The following is a 17523-nucleotide window of genomic DNA, read 5'->3' on the forward strand; positions in this document are numbered from 1 at the left end:
TTAATGATTAGTCTGAGCACGATTTGCTAAAAATTGCATGAGCAATGGAACTGGACGACCTGTTGCACCTTTGGCTGCACCGGATAACCATGCTGTACCTGCAACGTCTAAGTGTGCCCAACGGTATTCACGGGTAAAGCGTTCAAGGAAGCAAGCCGCTGTAATCGCGCCACCATGTGGCCCACCGATATTGGCTATATCAGCAAAAGGCGTATCGAGTAGTTCTTGGTATTCTTCCATTACTGGCATACGCCATACACGGTCAAGTGATTGTTCGCCAGCTTGGAGTAGATCTTGAGCGAGTTCATCATCAGGCGTAAATAAGCCGCTCACTACTTTGCCAAGTGCAACAACACATGCACCTGTGAGAGTTGCGATATCAATCACAAGGGCAGGGTTGAAGCGTTTGATATAGGTCAATGTATCACACAGTACTAAGCGGCCTTCAGCATCGGTATTTAGGATTTCAACCGTTTGACCGCTCATCGTTGTGACAATATCACCCGGACGTGTAGCATGGCCTGATGGCATATTTTCAGCAGCAGCAATTGCACCTACGACATGAATTGGAAGTTTTGCTTCACAAAGTGCTTGCATCGTACCGAGAACGGAAGCAGCGCCGCACATATCGAATTTCATCTCGTCCATGCCAGCACCAGGTTTAAGCGAAATACCACCTGTATCGAAAGTTACGCCTTTACCCACAAAGACAATAGGTGCTTGATCAGTATTGGCATTATATTCTAGTGTAACGATACGACCTGGACGATCTGAACCTTTGCTGACGGCAAGAAATGCGTACATGCCAAGGTCAGCCATTTGCTGCTCATCTAATACGGTGACTTTAAGTAAATCAGGGTATTGTTTTGCCAATGCGAGTGCTTGATCTGCAAGATATTCTGGGAAGCAAATATTGCCTGGACGGTTACCCAAATCACGCGCGTAGCTCTGGCCAGACTGTACTGCATGGATCAAGTTCAATTGCGCTTCATTTAAAGATGTTTGGCTTGCGATGAGATCAATCGTTTCTAAAACAAATTCGTTCTTTTTCGACTTAAATTCATCATAACCATAAGCAGCTTGAGTGAGGCTAAGTGCAAACAAATGATGTAAATCAGTTGGTAATGCAGATAAATCGACACTAATTTGTTTAAATTTATTTTGTGATGATTTGATAATGGTTTGTGCGAGTTTTGCTAATTTAATCGCTTTTAACTCATTACTTTTACCCAATCCAAGGATTTGAGCATTTGGTTGTGCAGCAATTTTTGCAATCAGTGCTAAGTTTTCATTAAAACCTGCTTTGAATTGAGTTGCGATAATAGATTCTTCTAGGTCTTTGATTTGGTATGAATTTAAATTTTGTTGTAGTTGTTCTGAATCAACCAAAATCCATAAAGATTCACTAGATGATTGCGCAGGAAGGGTGGTGTGCAGGGTAAATTTCATTGTTTATATAAAACCTAATGCATAAAAAACAGAGATCATTCCATTAAACACTTTCAGATATGAGGTTGCAATCCGCAACAAGCGATAGGTTTTATATTTTTAACATTCGGGTAAACTAGCACTACCCCTCGATTGGTCTATTTTTGGAAGCATTACTTTGATTATTCGGCGTTACCTCGTCAAACAAGTGGTGTCCACCTCTCTGGTTGTGACTGCCTTACTCACGTTAATTATCATGGGTGGTCAGTTAATCAAGATATTTGGACGAGCTGCACAAGGTCGTTTGGATGCTGGCGTGCTGCTCAGTATTATTGCTTATCGTCTGCCAGAATTCTTAACTTTGATTCTGCCATTAGGTTTCTTTATTGGTCTAATGTTGGTATTTGGTCGTCTGTATGTCGATCATGAAATGGCAGTTTTGAATGGCAGTGGGGTCAGTCGAAATCAATTAGCAAGATTATTGCTGCCGATGACTTTGGTTTATTTGTTTGTTCAGTCATTTTTAATGTTCTGGGGTTCGTCATCAGGCATACGTGCTTATGAAAATTTGATGCAAACCCAAGCCGTTCGTGCGGGTTTTGATTTAGTTCGACCGAGAGAGTTTATTTCCTCAGGCCCTTATACAATTTATGCGGGTTCTCTTTCAGAAGATCGAAAGAACTTAAAAGACATTTTCTATTATCAAAAAGCAGATCGTGAAGATAAGCCAGACGTCATGATTCTGGCAAAAGAAGCGACACGCGTTGAAATGGCGAACGACACGGCAAACGTAGTTGACTTGGTACAAGGTCGCCGTTATGAAATTTATCCAAATCAGCCAAGATATACGCAAGCCGAATTTCAGTCTTATCGTTTACGTTTAGAAAATGATAAGGATGTTAAATTTGAAAGTGATGATGTTGAAGCATTATCAATGAGTAAGTTGTGGCAAAAACGTGACGACTCAGTTGTTAGAAGTGAATTGGGTTGGCGAATTTTCGGTCCTTTTGTCATTGTCGTTGCATTAATGTTAGCTGTGGCGTTGTCTGAAGTGAGTCCTCGACAAGGTCGTTATTATCGTCTTATTCCTTCAATTTTTATTTTTGCCAGCTTAATTGTATTGATGATCGCGATTAAGACTCGTATTAGTAAAGGTGAGTTGGATGTTTGGGCATATCCAGCAGCATTGCTAATTTATGCAACTGCTGCGGCAATTTTTGCACGTAAACAAAAGTTAGCACCAAAAATTAAGAAAAGTATTCAGCGAGTGGGGTTGTGATGTTAGCACGTCGAATAGTTGCCAAACATGTCGTGAAAACCACGGTTTTAGCGATGCTCGGAACCACGCTGGTCTTGTCATTTTTACAGATTTTATTTACCTATTTAGGTGAATTGGGTTCACTCAAAGATAACTATAACGCATGGCAGGCTTTCCTCTATGTGTTGTGGGGTGCTCCAAGCTATTTATATGAGATTCTCCCTGTTGCTGCTTTGATTGGTTCAGTTTTAGGGTTGGGTGCTTTAGCATCTAACAGTGAATTGATTGTTATGCGCTCGATTGGTATTAGTCTGTGGCGTATCGTTGGCTGGGTTATGCGTTCAGCACTTTTATTGATTGTTTTATCTTTTGTCTTAAGTGAGTGGGTGATCCCTTATACCAATGAAAAAGCACAAAGTATTAAGAAACAACGTAGTGTTGCCACTTTAGGTGAGGTCAAGGGGTATTGGTCACGCGAAGGTCAGCGCTTTACCTATATTGATTATGCGAACTCGCAAGGGCAATTGCGTAATATTCAGTCCATTGATTTTGATGAAAATTACCGCCTACAGTCTTTTATCACTGCTGATAAAGGTCAATTTGTTAAAGATGGTCAGTGGAATTTAGAGCAATCACATCAGGTTGATTTACTGGCTCAAGGGAACGCTATTAAAACGGATCATGAGCAACAAGCTCTTGGTTTGGCTTTACAACCCAAATATGTACATATGGTGACTTTAGATCCAGATGATTTATCACCAAGTCAGCTGATTAGCTTCATGCAATATTTAAAAGAATATAGCCAAGTGCCGAAAACTTATGAGTTGGCTTTTTGGCAGAAAGTTTCATCTCCATTTGCCATGATTGCATTGGTATTAATCGCCTGTTCGTTTATTTTCGGTCCTTTACGTCAACAATCGATGGGCTTCCGTTTGGTTATTGCCTTGTTCACGGGTCTTGGGTTTTTCTATCTACAAGATTTCTTGGGATATGCAAGTTTAGTGTATGCACCTTCGCCTGCGTGGTTTGTGTTATTGCCGATTCTCATGATGTTTGGGGTAGGCAGTTATTTGCTTTATCGAGCAAGATAAACTGATTTGACAATTCTATCCTCAGCATTGAGGAAAGCCATGAGTTAGGTCGTAGAGAATTCGCTTAAATTTCGGTAAAATATGCCGATCAAATGATAGACAAACAGAGAGTCCATTATGACGGATGCAAATGCTGGCAAAATTCCTCACGTTCTTGTAATTATGGATGGTGTGGGACATCGTGAAGCAGTTGAAGATAATGCGTATCTAGCAGCGAAAACACCAAACTTGACTGCGATGAAAGCAAAGCATCCAAATAGTTTAATCTCTGGTTCCGGCGAAGATGTTGGTTTACCTGATGGGCAAATGGGCAACTCCGAGGTTGGACACATGAACCTTGGTGCAGGTCGAGTGCTTTATCAGGACTTTACTCGTATTACTAAAGATATTCGTACAGGCGATTTCTTTGAGCATGAAGTGTTAGTGGATGCTGTAGAGAAAGCTAAAACAGCTAATGGCGTTGTTCATGTAATGGGCTTGCTTTCTGAAGGTGGCGTTCACTCACATGAAGATCATATTGTGGCAATGTGTGAGCTTGCATTAAAGCGTGGCGCAACGGTTTATTTACATGCTTTCTTAGATGGTCGTGATACACCACCTCGTAGTGCCAAGCCGTCATTAGAAAAACTAGATGCACTTTTTGCACAATATCCAAATCAAGGTCGTATCGTTTCGATGATTGGTCGTTACTTTGCAATGGATCGTGATAATCGTTGGGATCGCGTAGAACAAGCCTACCGTTTGATGACAGAGGGTGAAGCGACTCGTGTAGCCAACAGTGCTGTAGAAGGCTTAGAGCTTGCTTATGCAGCAGAAGAGAATGATGAGTTTGTCAAAGCAACCCGTATTGGCGAAACTGTAAAAGTACAAGATGGTGATAGCATTGTTTTCATGAATTTCCGTGCTGACCGTGCACGCGAAATTACCCGAGCTTTTGTCGAAAAAGACTTTGCCGGTTTTGAGCGTAAAGTTGTACCGAATTTATCTAAATTTGTCATGTTGACACGTTATCAAGCGAGCATTGATGCACCAGTTGCTTATATGCCTGAAGCATTAAAGAACTCCATTGGTGAATATCTATCTAGTTTAGGTAAAACCCAATTGCGTATTGCTGAAACTGAGAAATATGCGCATGTGACGTTCTTCTTTAGTGGTGGCCGTGAAGATGAATATGCTGGTGAAAAGCGTATCTTAATTCCATCACCAAACGTTGCAACTTATGATCTACAACCAGAAATGAGTGCAATCGAAGTGACTGATGAACTGGTGAACGCGATTAATTCTGGTGAGTTTGATTTGCTCGTTGTGAACTATGCAAACGGTGATATGGTCGGGCATACAGGTGTCTTTGATGCAGCTGTAAAAGCGGTCGAAACGGTCGATACATGTTTAGGTCGTGTTTATGATGCGGTGATGGCAAACAAAGGTCATATGTTAATTACGGCAGATCATGGTAACGTAGAGCAAATGCAAGACTATGATAGTGGTCAGGTTCATACTCAACATACCACTGAGTTAGTCCCCTTTATTTATGTCGGGCCAACACAGGCAACGATTGCAGAAGGTGGTGTATTGGCGGATGTTGCTCCAACACTTTTGAATTTGATGCAAATTCCTGTACCAAGTGAAATGCAAGGTAAAAACTTAATTACATTACAATCAACCTAGTTCTTATTTGTAAGATAAGAAAGTCCCTCTTATCCAATAGGGATTTAGGAAGATTTTATAAAATAAATAAGGTGAAAGAATGACTCAACACAACAACATTTACCGTGCACTATTTGCAAGTGTGTTGATGTGTTGGTCACATATCACTTTTGCTGCACCGATTACACATGCATCGGGATGGGACGATGAGGCTGCTCCACGTAGTGCTGAAGTCCCGATTGAATCAATCCAGCAATTTGTGCAGATTTATGGCATTGTTAAAGACAATTATGTTGATAAAAAATCTGATGAAGCGCTTTTCCAACAAGCCGTTCAAGGGCTAGTCGGTGGCTTAGATCGTTATTCTCGGTATTTATCTGCTGAGGAATACCGTCAGTTGATTCAATATACAGAGGGTGATCTCGCTTCTGTTGATTTCAATCTCAATTATGATAACCATACTCGTTCATGGCAGATTCAGGATCTTAAAAGTGGCTCTGATTCAAATAAGCTCGGTTTGAAAAATGGTCAAACCATCATCAAAATTGATAATCAAGAATTAAAGAATTTGAACCAAGACCAAGTACAAGGGCTGTTATATGGTTCGATTGGTAGCACCATTCAAATACAACCTGAAAATAGTAATAGCACGGTAATTTTAGTCCGAAATAAAAAGGTCGAAACGGATATTGAACCTGATTTGCTGCATAATCAAGTGTTGGTCTTAAAAATTCGCGTTTTTCAACAAGATACGGCAAATGAAATTAAACGGATTATTGAAGAATACAATCCAAATAAATTAAAGGCGGTTGTTTTGGATTTGCGAAATAACCCTGGCGGCTTGCTTTCAGCAGCAGTTGAATCCGCAGATTTGTTTTTGAATGACGGGCTTATTGTTACGACGAAGAGTCGCTCAGAAGGCGACCAGCAATTTCAGGCATTACCAGCAAATAAGTTTCAGAAAATTAAACTTGGCATTCTGATTAATCGTCGTTCCGCTTCAGCCGCAGAAGTTTTTACAGCAGCATTAAAAGAACATAAACGTGCTTGGGTTATCGGTGAGAATAGTTATGGTAAAGGCGTTGTTCAGAAGCTTTTCCCATTACCGAATGGTGCAGCTTTGCAAATGACAGTGTCTCACTACTACACACCCAATGGAAATATGATTGAAGGGCAAGGGATCCAGCCGAATCAAATCTATCCTTTATCTCCAGAGATAAAAGAAGATAACTATTTGGATCATGTCGCAGAGTTCACGCTGAAAAGCAAGTTATAAAATAAAACCCCTAATCAAAGGGGCTTTATTTTAATGATTATTCGTCATCTTCAGTATCTAAACCAAATTTTTTCAAGCGGTAGCGTAATGATCTAAATGTCATTCCAAGTTTCTTCGCCGCTAAAGTTCGATTCCAATGCGTTAAATTCAATGCATTGAGTAAAACTTCTTTTTCAATATTTTCTAAATAGCGCTCCAACCCTTCTGGAGGAAGCTTTTTAGAACTCATGGTTGGGCTTGGACTCTGTTGTACATATTCAACGTCTTCTGGCGCGGAAAGTGATGCGGCAGGAGCGAGAATTGGACTACGTAATGGTGCAGTTTGCAAATGAGCAAGATCAATCGTTTCATCATCACTTAAGGTAATGGCACGTTCGATGATATTACGTAATTCACGCACATTTCCTGGGAAATACTGTTGTAGTAAAAACTGTTCTGCTCTCGAAGAAATTGATTTTGCAGGGAGCTCCCACTCTTGGCTAATTTTTTGAATGAAGTGATTTGCCAATAACAAGATATCTTGGCCGCGTTCACGTAACGGAGGCAGAACAATATCCATGACATGGATACGGAAGAATAAGTCCTGTCTAAAACGCCCTTGCTGCACAAGTAATTCTAAGTCTTGATGGCTGGCACTAATCACGCGGAAATCAACATCAATCTCTTGATCAGATCCAACAGGGCGAATTTTTTTCTCCTGCACGGCACGTAAGAGTTTTACTTGCATACTTAATGGCAGTTCAGCAATTTCATCTAGAAATAAACTACCACCATGTGCTGATAAAATTAACCCTTGTTTATCTTGGGTTGCACCAGTAAAGCTACCTTTTTTATGCCCAAATAACTCACTTTCCATGAGCTCTGTTGGAATAGCACCACAGTTAATTGCGATAAAAGGACCTTCACTGCGGTTGCTTAAACGATGCACAAGGTTTGCAACGACTTCTTTCCCTGTTCCCGATTCACCTGTAATGAAAACAGGCGCTTGTGAACGGGCGATTTTCTTTAATGCAATACGCAATTGTTGAATAGGAGCAGAACGTCCAATCAAGAGCTTATTTTCTAAGGCTGTTTCAGCAGCTTCTTGCTCAGGTTGCGGTCGATTTAAAGCTTTTTGAATGAGCTGATCTAAATGGGTTTGATTGACCGGTTTACTGACAAAGTCAAAAGCACCTGCTTTCAGTGCCGCAATCGCCGTATCCATATTGCCGTAAGCCGTAAGGACTGCAATTGGCGTATTCGGATAATTTTGTGTGACGTGTTTAACTAAATCGAGACCATTACCGTCTGGGAGGTTTAAATCAGTTAAACAAGCATCGTATTGAAACTCGGTAAAGAATTTTTTTGCTTGCTCTACACGATATGCTAAATGAGTTTTGATCCCCATTCGAGATAGCGTCATTTGCATTAAAAGACATAAGTCTTCTTCATCGTCTACGAGTAGAACGAGTGGTTGTTTAGTTGCCATTTCCCCGAAAAACCTAATCTAATCAATGAATTTTTGAGCATTCAATCCTGAAACATGCTCCTTGTTGTTGCTCTACATAAGTGAGCTTTGCATGATTTGCCTCACAAAAAGTATGAGACAGATATAATCCTAAACCAGTTCCTTTAATTTCGGTACTAAAAAATGGCTTGAACAGTTGAGAAATATCTCGTTTTGCGACTCCTGTCCCAAAATCGACAACATCTATGCGAGTACGCCCATTATTTAAGTCGACATTAATCTGAATGAACTCTGCATTCTCTGCATTGTGTCTTAGAGCATTCCGAATCAGATTGATCATCACCTGACGAAGTTGTTTTTCGTCAAATAAGATATTTACTGGTTCAAGTAGATTTAATTGAATTTGATCTTTTGCATCAGCCAAATCTTCATTTAATAGACTGGCAAGGAATTCTTCGAGATGAATAATTTGTGGTTCAGTAGGCTTATTGCGAGCCATACCCAAAGTATCTTGAATAATACTATCGATTCGTTTCGCTTGTTTGCGAATCATTTTAGAAAGCATTTCTTGTTGATGAGCATCACTGTCTTTAAATAAATCATTTGCTTGAACGATCGCAGCTAAAGGGTTTCGAATTTCATGGGCAATACTGGCTGAAAGCTGTCCTAACGCAGCAAGTTTTAATTGTTGTACTTGTTGATTGAGCTTCTGCGCATCTTTCAAAATCAATAAAAAAAGAGGCTGTTCTGGAACAACCAGATGCTTCACGCGAACATTGACGGTATATGGGCTTTGCTGTGATTCAAAGGTAAATTCTTCCCCATCTTCTAACTCACTGAATTTGATCAGCTCAAATAAGTCAGGTTGCCATTTAATTAATGGCGTTTTTTCTTGAGAAACAGGGACATTAATGCCTAATAGCGTATTGGCAGCAGGGTTGGTCAACACAATATGATTGCTTTCGTCTAAGACCAAGTAACCATCTTCAATCTGTTCGAGAATATAACGATTGATATTTTGTAGTTGATGAATCTCAATGGATTGATGAAAGGTTAGGGTTTCTAAAATCTTAAAACGTTGAACTGCAATTCGCCCAATTGAATGAACAACAAAGAACAGAAAGGCAAGGAAAATGCTATTGCCTAAATGATTTAAGTTGTTGTAATCAAAAAAGTTACCAAGGAAGCGTTGATAAACCACCATAATCACTGCGAATAGCGTGATAATTAGGGAAAGTTGGGCATTTAATAAAATAGCGGAGGAGAAAATAATAATGACATACAACAGGCTAAGTTGGAGATTAGGACCACCTGATGAGAACGTAATTAAGCTTAAGCAAATCACATCTACAAGGAAGATAAAAATCAGTTGTTTAGACGTTTGTATTGGAAGAACTTGGAGTAAAAAAAGCTGGAAAATATTCAGCGCGATATAGCAAACGAGCGTGTAAAAATATAAAAAAGGATAGTCATAGTTGGTGGCTAGTTGCTCAGCCGTGAGCATATAAATAAGCAAAAGACTGACTGAAATAATCAGTCTATAGCCGCTATACCAAATTCCCAGCCGATAGACTGTTTGTGATACAGAAGAAGCGATTTTTCCCAACATAGGCGATCACTTTATTAAGGTTTAATCAGTCCATATCGAATCGCAAGATGGGTCAATTTGACATCGCTATCAATTGCCAATTTTTCAAAAATACGATAACGATAGGTATTTACGGTTTTTACACTTACAAATAATTTATCAGCGATCTCTTGGGCACTAATACAGTTAACCACCATCATGGCCACTTGCATTTCGCGTTCTGAAAGTGCATCAAAAGGTGATTGTTGAGTATCAGAGAGATATGAGCTAGCAAGTTGCTCTGCAATATCTGCACTAAAATATTTTCCACCCTGCATCACTTTATTAATTGCACGAACCATTTCTGCAATAGGCGCACCTTTGGTGATATAGCCTTTGGCACCTGCCTTCAATAATAATGAAGGATAAGGTTCTTCTGCTAAGCCACTAACGGCAATGACCTTAGTTTCGGGTGCAGTTTGTAACAAGCGGCGCGTCGTTTCTACTCCCCCAATCCCAGGCATATTTACATCAAGTAGTACGACTTGTGGATGAAGTTGACGTACTAACGCAATTGCTTCTTCTCCAGACTCTGCTTGTCCGACAACATCAACATCTGGATGGTCTTCTAGCATACGGCAAATACCTGTGCGTACGAGTTCATGATCATCAACAACAAGAACAGTGATCAAGAAGACCTCCTTTTTTTCCAAAAAACTGGTTTTTTGTTACATAAAGCAAAATTAGCTTGCAATGAAACGACAAAATTAGCAATCCTATTCTTCATCATTAGAGAATAGTTGTACACAATTGTGTCTATAAATGCTTTACCCGATTTGTTCAAATGTAAGGCATAATGATAGTAAGCGCAAATGTGCAGCGTCCTGAGTTGAGTATTGTGTCGTGAAAAATTCTAAAAAATCTGTCATGCATGTTCTAGGCATGTCTATCTTGTTGGCTTGGAGTTCAACAAGTTTTGCTGATTTAGTTGTTAACAACAATTCGGCAGCTTCGAGTGTGAGCGCTTCGTCCGCGTCGATTAGTTGGTCAGCAAGTGATGCTAGCCAGTTAATGGATGATGATGAAACAGAAATTAGCCCTCAAGGTTCAACGTCGGTTACTACAACTTTACGTAATGGCGGTTCTGCGACAATTACCTCTTCTGCTACGCCGCAGAAAAGCGTCCAGATTCGCGATACCTTTGGATCAACTAGTCAACCATCAGTTAATGCACGTTCTGCATTGGTGATGGACGCGCAGACAGGTGAGGTGTTATTTAGCAAGAATAGCAATATGTCTGTGCCGATCGCTTCGATTACTAAGCTCATGACGGCTGTGGTTACTGCTGATGCACGTTTGAATATGTCTGAAGAGATCACACTTGATTCAATCGACTTTGCGGGTGCAGGCGGTAAGAACTCAAGCTCGACATTACGAGTGGGTGACACGATGAATCGTGCAGAGCTGTTATTGTTTGCTTTAATGAAGTCTGAAAATCCTGCTGCTGCTGCCTTGGCTCGCACATATCCAGGTGGTCGTTCTGCATTTGTTGCAGCTATGAATGCGAAAGCAAAACAATTAGGTATGAATTCGACTCGTTATGCTGAGTCAACGGGTTTGGATCCACATAATGTATCTTCAGCACGTGATTTGGGTATTCTTGTAAGTACTGCTTCACAATATGGTTTAATTCGCCAGTTCTCTACAACACCAACTTATGATTTTAATTTGGGTTATCGTGTTCTTAAATCGAATAACACGAATGCCTTGGTTCGTAATGGTGGTTGGAATATTAACTTGTCAAAAACAGGTTTTATCAATGAAGCGGGACGTTGTGTAGTGATGCATACAACTGTGAATTCTCGTCCAGCTGTTGTCGTGCTACTTGGTGCGTCGAGTTCTCAAGCACGTACCAACGATGCAACGAATTTATTGAACTGGGTTGCGACATTGCCAAAACGTATTTAATACGCTTAATTCGATTCAAAAACTCTTCGTTACGAAGAGTTTTTTTATGCTTAAATAAAACGACATAACTTGTCATATATCAATAAATTATATTCGTTTTAATAATTAAAATCGGTTAGTGTTAAGACACAAGCAGAAGTGGTGGCTTCTCATATGATGTTGTGAATCAACAACGCTGATCTTTCAGTGCTTAAGTTTACATCAAAAAAATAAACAAGTCAGTGATAAATAAATTAGGGGAACAACATGAGCACCTATGTGATTCGTGAAAAATACTTTGGCTATAATGATGAAGTTTTTTATGTATCAGGTAACCGTATTAACAAAGTTTTTCAAGACAAAGAGCAAGCTGAAGTAGCCTATAAGCAACTAGAAATCAATGGGGCGCGTGATTTTGCACTTTATGAGGTTGAATCATTGTTTGATGCAGATGAGGCACTATTAAAACAATTGGATGATTTTGTCTTTTTACGTTGTGGTGAACATATTTATCAGGAAGGTGAAGTTTCTCGAGATACGCTGCCTGAAAGCCTAAGTGATGAGGATACTTTTGAATTTATTCAACTTGCAGATATGCATAAATTTCAACTGATTCAGTTTGAACATGAAGCAAAGTTTTATGCACTTTGGTCAGTCAAAAAACAGCAATGGGTGGAAGAGCATGATGAGTTTTTTGCAGGTTTAGCTTATGCAGATCAGCCCGAGCAATTAAAAACTAATGTTAGAACCATTTTTGCAGATTATGATTATGAGGATATCCAGCTTAAGGGTTCACTTGAAGATTTGTCGGAACAACCTGTATTATTACAAGCCATAATAAAAAATAGTAAAGCATTAAAATATAATAATAAAAGTCAAACTTTAACTATTCTGCAGGGTTGGGAGGAGGAGGGGTTATATGCTGTTAATCCTTTGCTTAAACAGCCTTTATTTGAAATAAAAGAAATTAGTTTAGAGGAAATACAAACGATTGAAAACGAACTAGCCAAGCAGTATAGCTATGATGAAGGTGACTGGGGCGAAGAAGAGGATGAAGACTTTGATGCTGAAGCTCTTGTTGAAGAATTGATTCAGGAGTTGGCCGAAGAATTGGATTTAAGCGATGAACAGCGGGCTGAACTGTTTGAGGAAATGAAAAAAGAATCTTAGGGGTTGAAGATAAAAAAACCTGCCGTAGCAGGTTTTTTTTGATGTATCAAAGATAGCTTACATATTAGAAAGAATAGAGTCTTTCACTTGATCCATCGTTGCATCAATAGATAACATCACAGCATCAGCACATTGCTTGATAGCAGTATCAGGATCTTTTAAGCCATTACCTGTAACCGTACATACTATGACTGAACCTTCAGCAATTTTACCTGCTTTGATATCACGGATAGCACCACCGATAGAAGCAGCTGAAGCTGGTTCTACAAATACGCCTTCGTACATAGAAAGTAAGCGTTGTGCTTCTAAAATTTCGCTGTCTTGAAGTTCATCAAACCAACCTTTAGAGTCACGTACAACTGCTTTTGCATGATTCCAGCTTTGGGGATTACCAATACGAATCGCTGTTGCAACTGTTTCTGGGTTTTCAACAGGTGCGCCACGTAAGAAAGGCGCAGCGCCAGATGCTTGATAACCAACCATTGTTGGTAAGCCTTCTGGTTTTGGGCCTGTAAATTGATCTGTCGCTGCATCATAGATCACTTGCTCAAACTGATCCGCAGGCTGATTTGCTACAGCTTCTGTATAACCCATCCAGTGCGCAGTGATGTTACCCGCGTTACCGACAGGCAAGCAGTGATAATCAGGTGCACGACCCAATGCTTCTACAATTTCATAAGCAATGGTTTTTTGACCCTGCAAACGGTAAGGGTTGATTGAGTTAACGATGGTTACTGGCGCTTGGTCAGCAACTTCTTTTACTAGACGCATACCATCATCGAAGTTACCACGAATTTGCATCGTGATCGCACCATACATCATTGCTTGTGCCATTTTACCCATGGCAATTTTGCCTTCTGGGATTAATACGAACGCTTTGATGCCTGCACGAGCTGCATAAGCAGCTGCGGCAGCTGAAGTGTTGCCTGTAGACGCACAGATAATCGCTTTAGAACCTTCCTCAACTGCTTTGGTCACAGCCATTGTCATACCACGGTCTTTAAATGAACCTGTTGGGTTTAGACCTTCGTATTTCACATAGATTTCAACGTTTTTGCCAATAAGACGTGGAATGTTCTCTAGTTTAATCAGTGGAGTATTACCCTCACCTAAAGAAATTGCACGTGTAGTTGCAGACACAGGTAAACGGTCACGATAACGATCTACAAGACCAGTATAACGATTGGCATTCGACATGATGGTGTTCCAATATGAGGTAGAGCGGGGTGAGGGAAGTCATTTTCCCTCAACCTGATTAACTATCGAGCGATTCTAAACGAATTCTTACGATTTCGCCACGAATTGCAGGTAATGCTTGAATTTGTGCTAATGCTTCATCCATTTTTGATTCCACAATTGGATCCGTTAAGATCACGATAGGAATCAAATCTTTGAGACGAGATTGTTGCATGATGGCATCAATGCTAATGCCTGCGCGACTGAGAATCGTCGTTACATCAGCTAATACACCTGTTTGATCTTCAGCATTTAAGCGGATGTAGTATCCAGTCGTCATTTCTTCACGACTGAGAATTGGCATATTGGTCAGTGCTTCAAAGGCAAGCTGTGGAATTGTACCAGCACCGTCTTCGGTATATGAAATATCACGCACAATATCAATAACATCAGCAACAACAGCAGATGCTGTTGGGCCAGCACCAGCACCAGCACCGTAATACAATGTTGGGCCTACGGCATTGGCTTGAACAAGGACCGCATTCTTAACGCCATTTACATTTGCAATGAGTTGTTCATCAGGAATGAGTGTAGGGTGTACACGAAGTTCAATCCCTTTTTCAGCGCGACGCGCAATACCGAGATGCTTGATTCTGAAACCTAATTCTTCAGCATACTTCACATCTTGTGCTGTAATTTTGCTGATGCCTTCAGTGTAGACCTTGTCGAATTGAAGAGGAATACCGAAAGCACATGAAGCCAAAATCGTTAATTTGTGAGCAGCATCAATGCCTTCAACATCAAAGGTTGGATCAGCTTCTGCATAGCCAAGTTCTTGTGCTTCTTTTAGGACATCGTCAAATGCACGCCCTTTTTCACGCATTTCAGTCAGGATAAAGTTACCTGTCCCGTTGATGATGCCTGCAAGCCATTCGATATGGTTTGCTGCAAGACCTTCACGGATGACTTTAATAATTGGGATCCCGCCTGCAACCGCTGCTTCATAGGCGATTTGTACATCATTGTCTTCGGCTGCTTTGAAAAGTTCGTTACCGTGCTCAGCAAGCAAAGCCTTATTGGCAGTCACGACTTGTTTGCCGTGCTTGATCGCTTCCATGATGATTTCATAAGCTGGGTGAATGCCACCCATAACTTCAACCACTACATCAACATCAGGTTGACGGACGATGTCCATCATATCAGCGCTTTGTTTAATTCCATCGAGTTGTAGATCTGGACGTGGACGGCGAGTGCCTACGTGTGTAATTTGAATTTCTCGACCGGTACGGCGTTTAATTTCAGCAGCATTTTCTTGTAGTAATTTAAGGGCTCCACCACCTACAGTACCAAGACCGAGTATCGCCAGACGAACTGGTTTCACGTCACACTCCATTTTATTCAATCGTTTTAATGAAGCTTGATCATAGCTAAAAAAGTGCGCAGACACTAGGGCTAAGATGATCTTTAATCTGTCGCCCTAGTCGTTATTTTGAAAGAAGAAGAGAGGGATTATTTGTTTAAGCGTTGAACGATTTCATCAGGTGTCATATAACCACCTAAATATTCACCATCGACATTGTAAATTGCTGGCGTACCATTCACACCCATGTTTAAACCAAGCTGATATTGTTCACGTACAGGGTTTTTACATTCATTCGCTAACACTGGTAAGCCTTGAGCGGCTTGATCGAATGCAGCTTTGCGATCTTCACTACACCAAATTGCTTGCATGGTTGGCATGAATTGTTCACCACGTGGCCAAGCGATATAACGAACTTCAATCCCTTTAGCGGTAATTTCACCTAAATGTTCATGGAGTTTATGGCAATAAGGGCAGCTTGAATCGGTAAATACATAAATGACATGTTTTGCTTTGCCATCCTTAGCAGGATAAACAATTAAATCTTCATTTTTCAGTGCAGCTAAGTGCTTTTTATTTTCAGTGGCTTGTAGTGCTTCACTGACATTATGTAGTTGTTTGTCACCTAAACGGATGACATCACCTTGGATAATATATTTGCCATCAGCAGTAGCGTAGACTGAACCCATACCTTCTAAGCTGATCCAAAATAGGTTTGGAACCTCAGTTTTTTTGATTGTAATAATTTTGGCATTGATATTTGCTGTTTTAAAATTCTTTTCTAAAGTTGAAACTAAACGTTGTTGTGCATTGCGTTCGCTTAATGTTGATGCTTCACCTGTTGCGGGTGCTGTTGCTGTAAGAGCATCTTGTTTTTGTGCGGCATCTTCTTTAGAGCAGGCACTTAGGAGTAATGTCGATGCTAATGTGCAAGCAATTACAAGCTGAGATCGAGTAAACAACATAAAGAACCTTTTTGTACGTATTCATGTGTGTAAGGGGCTAAGCATAGCAAAAAAATGAAATGACTTCGTTAAATCTTGCATAGTGACTGTGAACGAAATCATGTTTTATCTTTTTCTAAGATAAAAGGTCATTTTAGCCACGTGGATGGTATTTGGTGTGTAATTCTTGCATACGATGTTGAGCAACATGGGTATAAATTTGTGTGGTAGATAAGTCGCTGTGACCAAGTAGCATTTGTACAACACGTAAATCAGCACCATGATTAAGTAAATGAGTTGCAAATGCATGACGCAAGGTATGTGGAGACAATTCTGCTTGGATATTTGCTTGTAAAGCATAACGCTTAATCGCATACCAAAAATTTTGTCGACTCATAATCCCGCCATGTTGAGTCAAAAACAGATAATCAGTACTACTTTTATAAAGTTGTGGTCGTGAGTCTGCTAAATATTTTTCAATCCAATCACAGGCATATTGACCTAAAGGAACAAGGCGCTCTTTGTTGCCTTTACCTGTAATACGAAGAAAACCTTGTTTTAAATTGATCAGTTCTAAACGTAGATTAAGTAATTCAGAGACACGTAGTCCACAAGCATATAAAACCTCTAGCATGGCACGATCTCGTAGCCCCAACACTGTATTAATATCTGGTGCGTTGATCAGTGCTTCTATATCTTGCTCAGATAAATCTTTAGGAAGCGCACGACCAATTTTAGGTGATCGATGAGTGGCAACGGGATTGTCATCCCGAATACCTTGTTCTCTTAGAAACTTATAAAATTGGCGAAGGGCAGATAAACAACGTGCAATAGAACGAGGGCTTTTTCCTGCTTTAGTGAGCGCAATCAGAACATCAGCAATATCTTCATTTGACCATTCTGGCAAGGTTTGACTTCTATGTAACTCGCTACATTGAATCAGATCAGATAAATAGGCATTACGAGTATGTGGACTCACGGTCTGGGCCACGAGATAATCGCGAAAACCTTGCAAAAAACTAAGATCATTGGGAATAGAAACCGCAGAAGGGATTCGAGGTTTTTTATTTAACATAAATGATGCCCTATATTCATGAGCACTGTAAAAGAAAAATGAATTGTTGTCGATGTGTGACAAAAGCAAATGCCACTGATATTGTTTTTGGTAATTATTCTCATTTGTATGTATACTAAGATAAAAGATTTTAGGGT

At 40.2% G+C, this 17523-nt stretch carries 14 protein-coding genes; 6 read left to right on the forward strand and 8 right to left on the reverse strand.

The window, feature by feature from the left end; translation table 11 throughout:
• Positions 1-1449, reverse strand: a complete 1449-nt coding sequence (locus F959_RS00250) for a leucyl aminopeptidase (protein ID WP_004876339.1) — start codon at positions 1447-1449, stop codon at positions 1-3.
• Positions 1450-1606: 157 nt separating this feature from the next.
• Here F959_RS00250 and lptF point away from each other — a divergent pair, with 157 nt between their 5' ends.
• The 4 genes from lptF to F959_RS00270 all read left to right on the forward strand — a co-directional run bounded on the left by lptF (position 1607) and on the right by F959_RS00270 (position 6700).
• Positions 1607-2707 carry an LPS export ABC transporter permease LptF gene (gene lptF / locus F959_RS00255; protein ID WP_004876341.1) on the forward strand — a complete coding sequence of 367 codons (1101 nt, stop codon included), beginning with the start codon at positions 1607-1609 and terminating at the stop codon, positions 2705-2707.
• The gene (lptG, locus tag F959_RS00260; protein ID WP_004876343.1) at positions 2707-3777 is read left to right on the forward strand and encodes an LPS export ABC transporter permease LptG; all 1071 of its coding nucleotides are present in this window, start codon (positions 2707-2709) and stop codon (positions 3775-3777) included. The genes lptF and lptG overlap by 1 nt, the downstream gene beginning before the upstream one ends.
• Before the next feature lie 117 nt (positions 3778-3894).
• Positions 3895-5445, forward strand: coding sequence for a 2,3-bisphosphoglycerate-independent phosphoglycerate mutase (gene gpmI, locus F959_RS00265; RefSeq protein WP_004876344.1), 1551 nt, complete (start codon positions 3895-3897; stop codon positions 5443-5445).
• Positions 5446-5524: 79 nt separating this feature from the next.
• Positions 5525-6700 (forward strand): S41 family peptidase, encoded by a 1176-nt coding sequence (locus F959_RS00270; RefSeq protein ID WP_004876346.1) that lies wholly within the window; start codon positions 5525-5527, stop codon positions 6698-6700.
• Between the two features lie 37 nt (positions 6701-6737).
• Here the strand turns inward: F959_RS00270 and F959_RS00275 are convergent, their stop codons facing one another.
• From F959_RS00275 to gacA, 3 genes are read right to left on the reverse strand one after another with little or no spacing between them, the layout of a single operon-like run.
• On the reverse strand, positions 6738-8168 hold the full coding sequence (locus tag F959_RS00275; RefSeq protein WP_004876348.1) for a sigma-54-dependent transcriptional regulator: 1431 nt from the start codon (positions 8166-8168) through the stop codon (positions 6738-6740).
• Between the two features lie 22 nt (positions 8169-8190).
• Complete coding sequence (locus F959_RS00280) at positions 8191-9756, reverse strand: sensor histidine kinase (protein ID WP_004876350.1); 1566 nt, start codon at positions 9754-9756, stop codon at positions 8191-8193.
• 14 nt (positions 9757-9770) lie between these two features.
• Entirely contained in the window at positions 9771-10406 is a 636-nt protein-coding gene (gene gacA / locus F959_RS00285; protein ID WP_004876352.1) for a response regulator transcription factor GacA, read from the reverse strand.
• Positions 10407-10617: 211 nt separating this feature from the next.
• On the opposite strand from gacA, the gene pbpG reads away from it, so the two are divergent.
• The gene (gene pbpG, locus F959_RS00290) at positions 10618-11682 is read left to right on the forward strand and encodes a D-alanyl-D-alanine endopeptidase PBP7/8 (protein ID WP_004876353.1); all 1065 of its coding nucleotides are present in this window, start codon (positions 10618-10620) and stop codon (positions 11680-11682) included.
• A 246-nt stretch (positions 11683-11928) separates the two neighbouring features.
• Entirely contained in the window at positions 11929-12831 is a 903-nt protein-coding gene (locus F959_RS00295) for a hypothetical protein (RefSeq protein ID WP_004876354.1), read from the forward strand.
• Positions 12832-12888: 57 nt separating this feature from the next.
• Here the strand turns inward: F959_RS00295 and thrC are convergent, their stop codons facing one another.
• The 4 genes from thrC to xerD form a co-directional block, all read right to left on the reverse strand.
• Entirely contained in the window at positions 12889-14028 is a 1140-nt protein-coding gene (gene thrC, locus F959_RS00300; RefSeq protein WP_004876355.1) for a threonine synthase, read from the reverse strand.
• A gap of 58 nt (positions 14029-14086) precedes the next feature.
• A complete protein-coding gene (locus F959_RS00305) occupies positions 14087-15388 on the reverse strand; it encodes a homoserine dehydrogenase (RefSeq protein WP_004876356.1) in 1302 nt (433 codons plus the stop codon).
• A gap of 128 nt (positions 15389-15516) precedes the next feature.
• Positions 15517-16332 carry a DsbC family protein gene (locus F959_RS00310; RefSeq protein WP_004876357.1) on the reverse strand — a complete coding sequence of 272 codons (816 nt, stop codon included), beginning with the start codon at positions 16330-16332 and terminating at the stop codon, positions 15517-15519.
• Positions 16333-16465: 133 nt separating this feature from the next.
• Positions 16466-17386 carry a site-specific tyrosine recombinase XerD gene (gene xerD / locus F959_RS00315; RefSeq protein WP_004876358.1) on the reverse strand — a complete coding sequence of 307 codons (921 nt, stop codon included), beginning with the start codon at positions 17384-17386 and terminating at the stop codon, positions 16466-16468.
• Between the last annotated feature and the right edge of the window lie 137 nt (positions 17387-17523).

The sequence above is a fragment of the Acinetobacter venetianus RAG-1 = CIP 110063 genome, from assembly GCF_000368585.1.
Lineage (GTDB): Bacteria > Pseudomonadota > Gammaproteobacteria > Pseudomonadales > Moraxellaceae > Acinetobacter > Acinetobacter venetianus.

What these genes read in the sequence shown, in the direction of transcription:
- F959_RS00250 (WP_004876339.1), bottom strand. Translation starts at nt 1,449, where the DNA reads ATGAAATTTACCCTGCACACCACCCTTCCTGCGCAATCATCTAGTGAA.
- xerD (WP_004876358.1), bottom strand. Translation starts at nt 17,386, where the DNA reads ATGTTAAATAAAAAACCTCGAATCCCTTCTGCGGTTTCTATTCCCAAT.
- F959_RS00310 (WP_004876357.1), bottom strand. Translation starts at nt 16,332, where the DNA reads ATGTTGTTTACTCGATCTCAGCTTGTAATTGCTTGCACATTAGCATCG.
- lptG (WP_004876343.1), top strand. Translation starts at nt 2,707, where the DNA reads ATGTTAGCACGTCGAATAGTTGCCAAACATGTCGTGAAAACCACGGTT.
- F959_RS00295 (WP_004876354.1), top strand. Translation starts at nt 11,929, where the DNA reads ATGAGCACCTATGTGATTCGTGAAAAATACTTTGGCTATAATGATGAA.
- F959_RS00275 (WP_004876348.1), bottom strand. Translation starts at nt 8,168, where the DNA reads ATGGCAACTAAACAACCACTCGTTCTACTCGTAGACGATGAAGAAGAC.
- gpmI (WP_004876344.1), top strand. Translation starts at nt 3,895, where the DNA reads ATGACGGATGCAAATGCTGGCAAAATTCCTCACGTTCTTGTAATTATG.
- thrC (WP_004876355.1), bottom strand. Translation starts at nt 14,028, where the DNA reads ATGTCGAATGCCAATCGTTATACTGGTCTTGTAGATCGTTATCGTGAC.
- F959_RS00280 (WP_004876350.1), bottom strand. Translation starts at nt 9,756, where the DNA reads ATGTTGGGAAAAATCGCTTCTTCTGTATCACAAACAGTCTATCGGCTG.
- F959_RS00270 (WP_004876346.1), top strand. Translation starts at nt 5,525, where the DNA reads ATGACTCAACACAACAACATTTACCGTGCACTATTTGCAAGTGTGTTG.